The sequence below is a fragment of the Pseudomonas sp. nanlin1 genome, from assembly GCF_045571515.1.
Lineage (GTDB): Bacteria > Pseudomonadota > Gammaproteobacteria > Pseudomonadales > Pseudomonadaceae > Aquipseudomonas.
This window is the reverse complement of the sequence record NZ_CP124218.1, coordinates 4967248-4979783: the sequence shown is the minus strand read 5'-3', so window position 1 is coordinate 4979783 and position 12536 is coordinate 4967248. Positions and strand designations below refer to the sequence as shown.

Here is a 12536-nt window from a genome sequence, read left to right as displayed (position 1 = left end):
GGACCATGGGCTTGTATCAGAGAAGAACCATCCAGATACACAAAAGCCGCGCAATGCGCGGCTTTGGAGTTGGTGGGCCCACACGGACTCGAACCGTGGACCAAAGGATTATGAGTCCTCTGCTCTAACCAACTGAGCTATGGGCCCTGATACAGGTCGCGGATTATAGCGACGGATTATCAACAGTGCTATCCGAAAGATCTGATTCCTTCATACGAAGGAACGTCGCGGCGAATTGTTCGGCGGGGAGGGGGCGGCCGGTGTAGTAGCCTTGGAACTGTTCGCAGCCTTCGCGGGCGAGGAAGTTTTGTTGGTCTTGGTTTTCCACGCCTTCGGCGATGACGGTCAGTTGCAGGCTGCGGCCCAGGGCGATGATGGCGCGGACGATGGCGGCGTCGTGGGGGTCGTCGGGGAGGCCGCGGACGAAGGATTGGTCGATCTTGAGGATGTCCAGTGGCAAGCGCTTGAGGTAGCTGAGGGAGGAGTAGCCGGTGCCGAAGTCGTCGATGGCCAGTTGTACGCCCAGTTGCTTGAGCTGGTGCAGCACGGCCAGGGCTTCTTCGGTTTGGCTCATGATGAAGTTTTCGGTGATTTCCAATTGCAGGCGGCCGGGTGCCAGTTGGGCTTGGTTCAGCAGTTGTTCAATGCGCTCCACCAGGTTGAGTTGACGCAGTTGCGCGCCGGCCAGGTTTACGGATAACGGGCCGAACGGTGCGTAGAGCTGGTCCCACTGGCGCATTTGCTGGCAGACGTGTTCGAGCACCCAGTCGCCGATGTGCAGGATCATGCCGTTTTCTTCCGCCAGGGGGATGAACTGCTCGCGGGGCATGTCGCCGAATTGGGGGTGGTTCCAACGGATCAGGGCTTCGGCGCCGACCAGGCCTTGGGTGGCCAGGCTGAATTTGGGTTGGTAGTTCAGGCTGAGTTCGTTGCGCTCGATGGCGCGGCGCAATTCCTGTTCCAGGGCGACCCGGGTGCTGGCCTGGGTAGTCAGGTCGCGGGTGTAGGCCTCGAAGCGGTTGCGGCCTTTGGCTTTGGAGCGGTACATGGCGGCGTCGGCGTTTTTGACGAGGGTGGCGACGTCGCTGCCGTCTTGGGGGTACAGGCTGATACCGATGCTGGCGCTGGTGAAGAACTCGTGCTCGCCGGCCTGGAAGGGGGCCGTGAAGCAGCTCACCAGTTTGTTGGCGACGTGTTCGGCGTCGCTGGCGTGCTGCAGGCCGGGCAGCAGGATAATGAACTCGTCACCGCCCAGGCGGGCTACGGTGTCGATGTCGCGCACCTGCTCACGTAGGCGCTGGGCGATGCCCTTGAGCAAGAGGTCCCCGACTGGGTGGCCCAGGCTGTCGTTGATGTTTTTGAAGCGGTCCAGGTCGAGGAACAGCACCGCGCCTTGCCCGCGGGAGTCCTGCTGGCTGCTTAGAGCCGCCAACAGGCGGCTTTCGAACAGGGTGCGGTTGGGCAGGCCGGTGAGCGGGTCATGGTGGGCCTGGTAGTCGAGCTTGGCTTGGGCATGCTTGAGGCTGGAGATGTCGGCGAACACTGCGACGAAGTGGGTGATCACGCTGTCCGGGTTGCGCACCGAACTGATCGTGAGCCAGCTGGGGTACAGCTCGCCGTTTTTGCGCCGGTTGTAGATTTCACCCTGCCAATGCCCTTCGGCGGCCAGGCGGTGCCACATGGCGACATAGAAAGCGCTGTCGTGTTGCCCCGACGCCAGCAGGCGGGGCGTCTGGCCTACGGCTTCTTCTTCGGCGTAACCGGTGATCTGGCTGAAGGCCCGGTTCACTGCGCTGATTTTTTGGCTGGTGTCAGTGATCAGCACGCCTTCGGCGGTACTTTCGAACACGGTGGCGGCCAGTTGTAGCTTTTCCTGCATGATGTGGCTTTTGGTGATATCCCGGGCGATCACCAACATGCACTCTTCGCCAGCGATCGGCAGGGGCCGGGCGTCTAGCTCGCAATGGCGAATGTCGCCGTCGACGCGGCGGATCAGGCAGCGAAAATTATGCACTCGGCCGTCACGCCTGAGCCGTTCGATCAGGGTTTTGCGCTGGTTGAGGTCGACCCAGATGCCCAGCTCCAGGGTCGAGTGCTCCAGGGAGGTGTTAACCGGGTGGCCGGTGATTCGGCTGAATCCCTCGTTGACCTCGATTAGCAAGCCGTCGCTCTGGCGGGTCAGCAAAAGGCCGTCCGGCAATACATGAAACGCCTTGGCAAACTTTTCTTCGGAAATTTGCAGTTTCTGCTGGGTCTCCTTGAGTTGGCTGATATCACGCACCACCGTGACCACGGCAGGGGTGCTGTCGAGGTCGAAGGGTTCGGCCGAGATGAGCCCGGTAAACAGCTGGCCATTGCTGCGCCGCAGCACCCGCTCCAGGTTGCGGATACTGCCGGCCCATAGGCTTTGCAGAGGGTCCGGCCCAAGGCCGTCGCCGCTCCAGATGTTTAGGTCCGTCGCACTGCGGCCAATGACCTCGCCGGCGCTGAGGCCGATTTGTTCCTCGAAGGCCTGGTTGACCTCCAGCAGGCAACCGTCGCTAAGCCGGGAAATCACCAAGATGTCTGGACACTGCTGAAAGACCGACGCGAATTTTTCTTCAGAGAGGCGTAGGGCCTCTTCGGTCCTTTTGGTTTCGCTGATATCGATCATCAGGCCGCGCATCACCGCCGTAGAACCTTGACCAGCCAGGCTGACGATGTCGCGTATCCACAGGCAACGGCCGTCTGCGCTGATCAGGCGGTAGTCCAGGCTGTGATCGCGGCCCGCGGCGGTTTCCTCTGCACAAAAAGCCTTGGCCCAGGCCCGGTCTTCGGGGTGGATGATGCTTTCCCAGAAGCCGGTCGCCAGCCAGGCGGCGCGCGGGTAGCCGAGCAGGTCCTCGGCTTGGGGCGACACATAGCTGTAGGTGAAATCCCGGGTATTGGCCTCCCAGGCCACCGCCGAGAGGCTCTCCACCAGCCCGCGATAGTGGTATTCGCTGCTGCGCAGCTCTTGCTCCAGGCCCACGCGGCGGGCGATCTCCGAGCTGAGTCGGCGGTTGACGCGAATCACCAGGGCCAGGATCACAATGAGCAGAAGCAGCCCCGGCAAGCCATAAAGCAACACTTCGCGCCAGTGGTTTGGTTCCAGCAACGCGCCTGTCCAGCGCTGCTGCAAGCTGGCGGTTTCAGCGGGTGTGAGGTCGTCCAGGACTTTATCGATGATGGTCGCCAGTGGCGCGAGTTTGTGCGGCACGGCCATCGCCAGTTGATAGCGTAGCGGCGTTTCACCGCTGATCGACAAGCCTTCGAGCTTGAGCTCGCGCAGGCTCCACACACTTGATGCCAGGTCGCCCACCACCGCATCCACCTGGCCCAAGGCCAAGGCTTGAAGCAAGCCGCCCATGTTGGGCAAGGCTTGCAGTTTGAGATGCGGATAGCGCCCAAGCAGCAGCTCTTGCGGTGCATGGTGGTCTACGACGCCAATGGTCAGGCCCGCGAGTTCTTCCAGCGTGCGCGGCTGCGGGCCGCTGTTGTGGGCGAGGATGACGATGGGAATATCGAGGTAGGGTTTGGTAAAGGTCAAGCCCGCTTCATGCACGGGCGTGGCCATGATGCCGGGGAGCAGGTCCAGTTGGTTGTCTTCTGCGCGCTCTATGGCGGTGGCCCAGCTCATCGGTTCAGAGGGCGTGAGGTCGATGTTCAAGCGTTGCTCGAGCAGCGCCACGTAATCGGCGGCGAGCCCTTGATAGCGGCCCTGGGCGTCACGGAATTCAAAGGGAGGCCAAGCGGAGTCGACGCCCAGTTTCAGCCGCGAGTGAGCATCGAGCCAGTCCTGTTCTTCGTCGGTCAAATTCAGGGCGTAAGCCCAGTTGTTTAAGGCCAGTAAGCTCAGCAGGCAGAGGGCTGTCAGGCTTCGGCGCAGGTCGGGTAATAAGTAGTGACACGCCTTGGGCATGGCTGCCTCGTAAAACCATCGCAATGGGTCGAGTGTAGTCGCGGCGGTCCCTCTACGGGAAGGGCATAGCGTGAGGCAATACGTATCGGTGTTGTGTCGCACCTACTACGTAAAGCAAAACCCCCAGCAGGGCTGGGGGTTTTGGTGTCACTCGTCGAGGAAGGAACGTAGATGTTCGCTTCGCGTCGGGTGGCGCAGTTTGCGCAAGGCCTTGGCTTCGATCTGACGGATCCGCTCACGGGTCACGTCGAACTGTTTGCCAACTTCTTCCAACGTATGGTCGGTATTCATATCAATACCGAAGCGCATACGCAGCACCTTGGCTTCACGGGCGGTTAGCCCGGAGAGCACTTCACGGGTGGCTTCTTTCAAGCTTTCGACGGTGGCCACATCGATAGGCGACTGCATGGTGGAGTCTTCGATGAAGTCACCCAGGTGGGAGTCTTCATCGTCGCCGATCGGTGTTTCCATGGAGATCGGCTCTTTAGCGATCTTCAATACCTTGCGGATTTTGTCCTCAGGCATCTCCATGCGTTCGCCAAGTTCTTCCGGGGTCGGTTCGCGACCCATTTCCTGCAACATCTGCCGGGAAATACGGTTGAGCTTGTTGATCGTCTCGATCATGTGCACCGGAATACGGATGGTGCGGGCCTGGTCGGCGATCGAGCGAGTGATTGCCTGGCGAATCCACCAGGTGGCGTAAGTCGAGAACTTGTAACCGCGACGGTATTCGAACTTGTCCACCGCCTTCATCAAGCCGATGTTGCCTTCCTGGATCAGGTCAAGGAATTGCAGGCCACGGTTGGTGTACTTCTTGGCGATCGAGATGACCAGACGCAAGTTGGCTTCAACCATTTCCTTTTTCGCGCGGCGGGCCTTGGCCTCGCCGATCGACATGCGACGGTTGATGTCCTTGATTTCGGCAAGGGTCAGGCCTGTTTCTTTTTCCAGCGCGGTCAGCTTCTGCTGGCAGCGTTGGATATCGGCCTGCAGACGGCCGATGGCTTCGGCGTATTTAGCCTTGCCGTTGGCCAGCGAGACGCTCCAGTTTTCGTCGACTTCATGGCCAGGAAACTGGCGCAGGAAGTCGGCGCGGGGCATACGGGCATCACGAACGCACAGTTGCATAATGGCGCGTTCTTGCTGGCGCAGACGGTCGAGGGCGCCACGGACGCGCTCTACCAGGCCTTCGAACTGCTTGGGCACCAGCTTGATCGGCATGAACAGCTCGGCCAGCAATACCAGTTCGGCAATAGCTTGCTTGCTGGAGCGACCGTGCTTTTTCAGCGACTTGTTGGTGGCCTCGAGCTGATCCTTGACGGCGCCGAAGCGCTGCGCGGCGATAACGGGGTCGGGGCCGCTTTCGGCTTCTTCCTCGTCGTCGCTGCTGTCAGCGTTTTCTTCTTCGTCGTCATCGGTGGCAGCCGCTGGCGCTTTTGGATCGACCGGTGGCGGAACCTCGGCCGGCGGCGCGATGCCGTCGTCCGGATCGATATAGCCGCTGAGGACGTCGGACAGACGGCCAGCTTCACCCGTAACGCGGTCGTATTCGGAGAGGATGTGGTCAACCGTGCCGGGGAAGTGCGCGATAGCGCCCATCACCTCACGGATGCCTTCTTCGATACGCTTGGCGATTTCGATTTCGCCTTCGCGGGTCAGCAGTTCCACGGTGCCCATTTCACGCATGTACATGCGCACTGGGTCTGTGGTGCGGCCGATATCGGTTTCTACCGCTGCCAACGCTGCGGCGGCTTCTTCAGCGGCGGCTTCGTCGGTATCGGCTTCCGCCAACAAAAGGGCATCCGCATCCGGAGCACTCTCGAATACGTTGATCCCCATGTCGTTGATCATGCGGATGATGTCTTCCACCTGCTCCGGATCTGAAATATCCTCAGGCAGGTGGTCGTTGACCTCCGCGTAAGTCAGGTAACCCTGCTCACGACCGCGTGTGATCAACTCTTTGATGCGAGACTGCTGTTGCGCTTTTCCGGACATAACACCCTATCCACTGAAGGTCTTGGCGGGCAAAAAACAAGCCGAGGATTATACCCGAGCTAGGACCTCACGCGCCAGTTGAGGTCGGGGTTTGTGCGTGAACATTGCGTGTAAGCAGGTCACGCAGCTGATTTTTTTCATCTGCGCTCAGTTCACTTTGGCGTGCCTTACGGAGCAAATGCTCCAGGCTGCGCTCGCGTTGGCGAGCGGACAAGCTAGTTATAGTGTCGAAAAACTGTTGTTCAAGGTTATCGGCATCAATCAGCCATTCTTTCTCGGCCAGGGCCCTCAATAAGCGCCCCTGATCGGTGCCGTGCCAGCGTGCGATCAATTGCAACGAGCGCAGGCTGGGGTTTTTCTGCAGCGCCTCCAGCAACGCGACCAATAATTGCGCATACATATGCTCTTCATCGGCAAAGTGGCTGGTATCTTCAACTTTTGCTGCCAGCGTTGGGTGGCGCAATAGCGTGCGCAACGCTGTCAGTGTAGGTGGTTCCACGGTGGTCGGCGTACGCGGCGGGACGCGCGGTTCGAATTGGCGACCGCGACCTTTCTTGTCCCACGGCTTGCCTTCCCACTTTTTTTGCCCTCCAGGTTTATTCTGGATCCATGGCTGTTGGGGTTGGAAGTCCTGAGGCGCGTGGAAGTCACCATAATCAGGCGAGTAATCTGGCGCGGCCTCGTAATTGACCAGCGGATCGTAGGCCGGCGGCGCCTCGCTGGGGGTGTGTTGGGCCAATTGGTGCATGGCTTCGCTATTGAGCCCGGTGATTTCGCTCAGGCGATTACGCATCAACGCCCGTAGGTTGGCCCCCGGAACTTTGTCGATCAGCGGCGCGGCCAGCGTGGCCATGTGCGCTTTACCTTCGAGCGAGCGCGGGTCGGCTTCTTCCGTCAATTGTTGAAAAAAATAATCGGCCAACGGTTGCGCGTGCTGGTTGATGCGCGCCCGAAAGGCGTCAGTGCCTTCGGCGCGTACCAGGGTATCGGGGTCTTCACCTTCGGGCAGGAATAAAAACCGCGCCCGGCGCCCATCCTGCAGGCTTGGCAGGGCTGCCTCCAGGGCACGCCAGGCGGCGTTGCGCCCGGCTTGGTCGCCATCGAAGCAGAACAGGACGCTGGGCACTACCCGGAAAAGTCGCTTGAGGTGTTCTTCGCTGGTGGCGGTGCCCAACGTGGCGACGGCGTTGCGCAAGCCCTGCTGGGCCAGTGCGATGACGTCCATGTAACCTTCCACCACGATGATTTCTTCGAGGTTGCGGTTGTGTTTGCGCGCCTCGTACAGGCCGTATAGCTCTTGGCCTTTGTGAAAAACCGGGGTTTCGGGTGAGTTCAGGTACTTGGGCTTGTCGTCGCCCAGCACCCGCCCACCGAAGGCGATGGTACGGCCGCGGCTGTCGCGAATGGGGAACATTACCCTGTCGCGGAAGCGGTCATAGCGTTTGCCCGACTCGGCGTTTTCGATCAGCAGGCCTGCGTCTATCATCGCTTTTTGCTGAAGGGTGTCGCTGCTCAAATGCTTGAACAGGTTGTCCCAGCCGGGTGGCGCAAAGCCCAGGCCGAAATCGCGGGCAATTTCGCCGGTCAGGCCGCGGCCTTTCAAATACTCCACGGCGGCACGTTTGGCCGGGTGGCTTTTAAGCGCCTGGCGATAGTAATCGGCGGCGGCCGAGAGCAACGGGTAGAGCGGCGAATCGGTCGGCTGGCGCGGTTTTTGGTTGCGCCCGCCTTCCTCGCGGGGCACTTCCATGCCAGCTGCTTTGGCGAGTTCTTCGACGGCCTGGGGGAAGTCCAGGTTGTCGTGGTCCATGATGAAGCCAAGGGCGTTGCCGCCGGCGCCACAGCCGAAGCAGTAATAGAACTGTTTGTCTGGGCTGACGCTGAAGGAGGGGGTCTTTTCCTTGTGGAACGGGCAGCAGGCGGTGTAGTTCTTGCCCGCTTTTTTCATTTGCACGCGCGACTGCACCACGTCGACGATGTCGGTGCGGTTCAAGAGGTCGTCAATGAAACCCTGGGGAATCAGCCCTGCCATGGCATTCTCTTCATATCAGGCTGGTGCAGCAGTGTATCGGAAACGGCATATCGTTCGAGGCGCACCTGGCGGTAGTCGAAGTCGTGCTGAATCTTGAGAGAAGAATAGTGTGCTCGTCCATAGCCGCAAGGGCTCGTCAGGAACGACGTGCACGACCTGGCATAACAGCCAGTCCTGACGTTTGAGGCGGGTTTGCCTGAATGGGATAAAGCATTCTGGCAGCCTCTGGCTATTAGGCTAGAGGATAAAGCAACAACTGCCGACAGCCCGGCTGTAGACCGGGCAAGGCAGAAGCGTGCGACAGGCGTCTGTGTATTAGTACAGACGAACGGCGCGGCGCTGCTCGCGCTGAACTTTCTTGGCGTGACGTTTGACAGCGGCTGCTGCCTTGCGCTTACGCTCAGAAGTCGGCTTCTCGTAAAATTCGCGGCTACGAACTTCAGCCAGAACACCGGCTTTTTCGCAGGAGCGCTTGAAACGACGCAGAGCTACGTCGAAGGGTTCGTTCTCTTTAACTTTGACGGCTGGCATCCAGAGCTACCTTCATTCATTACCGGGGTCAACGTGCGCTGCGCGAAAAATACGCGCTTGAACAACGTCGGTTTTTAAGGGTTGCGGATGTTAACCCTTAGCTCGCAGGAATGCAAAGCCTCTGATCGAAAACCGCTGGTCGGGGCTTCCAGCGGCGACTATCATGCGCGCCTTCGAATGCAGCCTCAACAAGGCAGTGCCCATGCTAGTACTGGGATTAGAAACGTCCTGTGATGAAACAGGTGTCGCATTATATGACAGCGAACGCGGTCTGCTGGCTGACGCATTATTCAGCCAGATCGACCTGCACCGCGCCTATGGCGGCGTAGTACCCGAGCTTGCCTCCCGTGATCACGTCAAACGCATGCTGCCCCTGATCCGTCAGGTGCTGGCTGAAGCTGACTGTGTGCCCACCGAAATCGATGCCATTGCCTACACCGCCGGCCCTGGGCTGGTGGGCGCTTTGCTGGTTGGAGCGTCTTGCGCTCAGGCGCTGGCGTTTGCGTGGGATATACCGGCTTTGGGTGTGCACCACATGGAAGGCCACCTGTTGGCGCCGATGCTGGAAGAGCAGCCGCCGCAGTTTCCCTTTGTGGCGTTGCTGGTCTCCGGCGGGCACACCCAGCTGGTGCGGGTCGATGGGATCGGCCGCTATGAGTTGCTCGGGGAAACCCTCGACGACGCCGCAGGCGAGGCTTTTGACAAAACCGCCAAGATGATGGGCCTGAACTACCCAGGCGGCCCGGAAATCGCGCGGTTGGCCGCTGACGGTGTGGCGGGGCGCTTTGTCTTTCCGCGGCCGATGACCGATCGCCCAGGGCTTGAATTCAGCTTCAGCGGCTTGAAGACCTCCGCCCTCAATACCTGGCAACAATGCCAGCGTGCTGGGGACGACGGTGAACAAACCCGCAGCGACATCGCCCTGGCCTTCCAGCAGGCGGTGGTGGACACTCTGACCATCAAGTGCAAGCGTGCGCTCAAGCAGACCGGGCTCAAGCGCCTGGTGATCGCCGGCGGTGTGAGTGCCAATCGCGCGCTGCGGCTGTCGCTGGAGGGCATGCTTGGGCAGCTTAACGGCCAGGTTTACTATGCGCGCCCGCAGTTTTGCACCGACAACGGCGCGATGATCGCTTACGCCGGTTGCCAGCGCTTGCAGGCAGGGCAGCACGAGAGTTTGGCCATCAGCGTGCAAGCACGCTGGCCGATGGAGCAGTTGCCCGCTATCTGAGCATTAGAAATGGCGTTCGCGGCCTGCTAGCAGGTCGCGCAGGTTGCTTCGGTGGCGCCAGACGATCAGCAGCGTCAGCATGCTCATCGGCAGCAACGCCGCAGGCCGCTGCCAGGCTAGCAACGGCAGCACCAAGGGCGTGGCGATCAGCGCGGCCAGGGAGCTGGTGCGGGTCAGGTAGAAGGTCAGCAGCCAAGCACAGGCGGCTAGCGCTGCGGCAGGTGGATAAAGTGCCAGTAACACGCCGGCGGCAGTGGCAACGCCTTTACCGCCACGGAACCGAAAATACACAGGGAACAGGTGGCCGGTAACGGCACACAGCCCGACCCAGGCTTGTTGCTGCAGGCTAAGCCCGGCCAGCGCCGCGAGTATCACGGGGAGCATGCCCTTGCAGAGATCGCCGAGCAGGGTCAGGATGGCGAGTTTTTTCCCTGCCAGGCGCAGCATATTGGTGGCGCCGGCATTGCCGGAGCCGCTCATGCGCGGGTCGGGCATGCCGGTGAGTCGGCTGAGCAGGATCGCGAAGGACAGCGAGCCAAGTAGGTAGGCGAGTACCGCCAGTAGCCAAAACATGCTAACTATTCCGGGCAGGGACGGCCCTGATTCTAGCGGGCGCAAGCGCCGTTGTCGTGCTGATCGTAGAACCCAGTGGAGCGAAGTACTTGGACAAGGTTTTCATTGACGGGCTGGAAGTCGACACCGTGATCGGTGCCTACGACTGGGAGCGCGAGATACGCCAGTGCTTACGCCTGGACCTCTGCTTTGCCTGGGACAATCGCCCGGCTGCCGCTGGCGACGACTTGGCCCTGGCCTTGGATTACGCCAGTGTCAGCGCGCGTATTCAAGGTTTTGCCGAGCAGGCGCGCTTCCAATTGGTGGAAACATTCGCCGAGCGCCTTGCTGAAGTCTTGATGGCCGAGTTCCAGATCCCCTGGCTGCGCCTCAAACTGACCAAACCTGGCGCAGTACCAGCTGCAGCCGGCGTTGGTGTGGAGATCGAGCGCGGATGTCGCTGAACCGAATCTACTTGGGGTTGGGCAGTAATACTGACCGCCACCGGCATCTATGCGCCGGGCTCGACGCCTTGGCCAGCTTCGTCGACGATATGCAGTGCTCGGCGGTGTTCGAGAGCGCACCGGTGGGGATCAAGAGCGGGCCTTTTTACAATTTGGTGGTGACTGGCCTGACGGACCTTTCCTTGAGCGACCTTGATCGCAAGCTCAAGTTTATCGAAGCCGATAATGGCCGCTACGCCCCCGGCCGCAAAGGCTTGCCCCTGGACATCGATGTGCTGCTGTACGGCGAACGAGTGGGCAATTTCGATGGGCTGATATTGCCGCGTGCCGAAATCCTGAAAAATGCTTTCGTATTGTGGCCTCTGGCATTGCTCGCCCCGCAGGTGCGGCACCCAGCCGACGGGCGAACGTTCGAGGCGCTGTGGCAAGCCGCCCAGATCGATCAGGTGCTGGCACCTGTGCCGTTCGAGTGGAATGGACAGCCCCTGGGCCAGGTGAACCTTTTGTTTTAAAGGCCTTGGTTGCTGGCTGCTTTGTAGACCTTCAAGGCTTTTAGCCGCTCGGCTTTTAACCCCTCGCCGAGCGCTTGGCCTTGTAGGCCGCGCTCAATCAGCGGTTTGACCGCTACCCCAATGGCTGCCCGCGCCGCGCCGCGCAAATACTCCGCCTGGGGGTACGCTCGCTTCTCCAGGCCAAGCCGGCCGCGGGCGTCCATTTCGCAGGCGGCGATGAAGGCTTCAAAGCGTTCCGGGCGGCGGTAGACGTCGAAGCTTTGCAGCAACTCGAGCAGGGTCGAGGCTTTGAGCTCCAACGCGCGATGGCTATGGGTGTGGTACTGGCCCACCAGCAAGGCCAACTCTTGGCATTCGCGGGGCGCCTTGAAACGTTCGTTCACCGCTTTAATCAATTTGAGGCCGCGTTGCTCATGGGCAATATGCCGCGGCCATTCGCTAGGCGGGGTGGTGCCTTTGCCCAGATCATGCACCAGGCATGCCCAACGGACACTCAGGGGTTGCCCGTGCAAAGCGGCTTGCTGGAGCACCGCCAGGGTATGCACGCCGCTGTCGATCTCAGGATGATGCGCTTCTGGTTGCGGCACCCCAAACAATGCCTCGACTTCTGGGAGCAGCACGCGCAGCGCGCCGCATTGGCGCAAGACCTCAATAAAGACTTGGGGCTGTTGTTCCATTAACGCACGAGAGATTTCTTTCCAGCTGCGCTCCGGGGTCAGTGCAAGTAATTCGCCAGATTCGCTGAGCTGGCGCATCAACTCGAGGGTTTCGTCCGCCACGCGGAACCCCAACGGGGCATAGCGCGCGGCGAAACGTGCGACACGCAGCACGCGCAAGGGGTCTTCGGCAAACGCGGGGGAGACGTGCCGCAGCATGCGCTGTTGCAGGTCCTGCTGGCCGTTATAAGGGTCGGTGATATTGCCGTCATCGTCTTGCGCCATGGCATTGATGGTCAGGTCACGGCGGATGAGGTCTTGCTCGAGGGTGACGTCCGGGCTGGCGTGAAATACAAAGCCGCCATAACCCTTGCCGCTTTTGCGCTCGGTTCTAGCCAGCGCGTACTCATCGCCGCTAGTGGGCGCGAGAAATACCGGGAAGTCGCTGCCGACGGGGCGATACCCTAGGTCAAGCATTTGTTGTTCGGTGGCACCCACTACCACCCGGTCGATGTCGGTGACAGGCAGGCCTAACAGGCGGTCTCGCACGGCGCCGCCGACGGTGTAGATACGCATAAAAAACCTCCGATAGCCCCACAGGATAACCTGTGTTGGGGCTAACGGAG

Annotated in this window: 9 protein-coding genes and 1 tRNA gene; 3 read left to right on the top strand and 7 right to left on the bottom strand. The window is 60.5% G+C overall.

Annotation, left to right across the window (positions count from 1 at the left end):
• Positions 1-70 precede the first annotated feature (70 nt).
• From QCL65_RS23115 to rpsU, 5 genes are all read right to left on the bottom strand, one after another.
• Positions 71-147 (bottom strand) — tRNA-Ile (locus tag QCL65_RS23115).
• A gap of 16 nt (positions 148-163) precedes the next feature.
• Positions 164-3940 (bottom strand): bifunctional diguanylate cyclase/phosphodiesterase, encoded by a 3777-nt coding sequence (locus tag QCL65_RS23110; RefSeq protein ID WP_407312985.1) that lies wholly within the window; start codon positions 3938-3940, stop codon positions 164-166.
• A 147-nt stretch (positions 3941-4087) separates the two neighbouring features.
• Complete coding sequence (gene rpoD, locus QCL65_RS23105) at positions 4088-5935, bottom strand: RNA polymerase sigma factor RpoD (protein WP_407312983.1); 1848 nt, start codon at positions 5933-5935, stop codon at positions 4088-4090.
• 67 nt (positions 5936-6002) lie between these two features.
• Positions 6003-7967, bottom strand: a complete 1965-nt coding sequence (gene dnaG, locus QCL65_RS23100; protein WP_407312981.1) for a DNA primase — start codon at positions 7965-7967, stop codon at positions 6003-6005.
• A gap of 315 nt (positions 7968-8282) precedes the next feature.
• The gene (gene rpsU, locus QCL65_RS23095) at positions 8283-8498 is read right to left on the bottom strand and encodes a 30S ribosomal protein S21 (protein ID WP_002551877.1); all 216 of its coding nucleotides are present in this window, start codon (positions 8496-8498) and stop codon (positions 8283-8285) included.
• A gap of 202 nt (positions 8499-8700) precedes the next feature.
• Between rpsU and tsaD the strand changes: the two genes are divergently transcribed.
• Positions 8701-9726, top strand: a complete 1026-nt coding sequence (tsaD, locus tag QCL65_RS23090) for a tRNA (adenosine(37)-N6)-threonylcarbamoyltransferase complex transferase subunit TsaD (RefSeq protein WP_407316989.1) — start codon at positions 8701-8703, stop codon at positions 9724-9726.
• A gap of 3 nt (positions 9727-9729) precedes the next feature.
• On the opposite strand, the gene plsY is transcribed toward tsaD, so the two are convergent.
• Positions 9730-10299, bottom strand: a complete 570-nt coding sequence (gene plsY / locus QCL65_RS23085; RefSeq protein ID WP_407312956.1) for a glycerol-3-phosphate 1-O-acyltransferase PlsY — start codon at positions 10297-10299, stop codon at positions 9730-9732.
• 89 nt (positions 10300-10388) lie between these two features.
• Here plsY and folB point away from each other — a divergent pair, with 89 nt between their 5' ends.
• A complete protein-coding gene (gene folB, locus QCL65_RS23080) occupies positions 10389-10742 on the top strand; it encodes a dihydroneopterin aldolase (RefSeq protein WP_407312954.1) in 354 nt (117 codons plus the stop codon).
• Positions 10733-11254, top strand: a complete 522-nt coding sequence (folK, locus tag QCL65_RS23075; protein ID WP_407312952.1) for a 2-amino-4-hydroxy-6-hydroxymethyldihydropteridine diphosphokinase — start codon at positions 10733-10735, stop codon at positions 11252-11254. Before folB ends, folK begins: the two co-directional genes overlap by 10 nt.
• Here the strand turns inward: folK and QCL65_RS23070 are convergent.
• Complete coding sequence (locus QCL65_RS23070; RefSeq protein ID WP_407312950.1) at positions 11251-12486, bottom strand: multifunctional CCA addition/repair protein; 1236 nt, start codon at positions 12484-12486, stop codon at positions 11251-11253. The genes folK and QCL65_RS23070 overlap by 4 nt on opposite strands.
• Positions 12487-12536 lie beyond the last annotated feature (50 nt).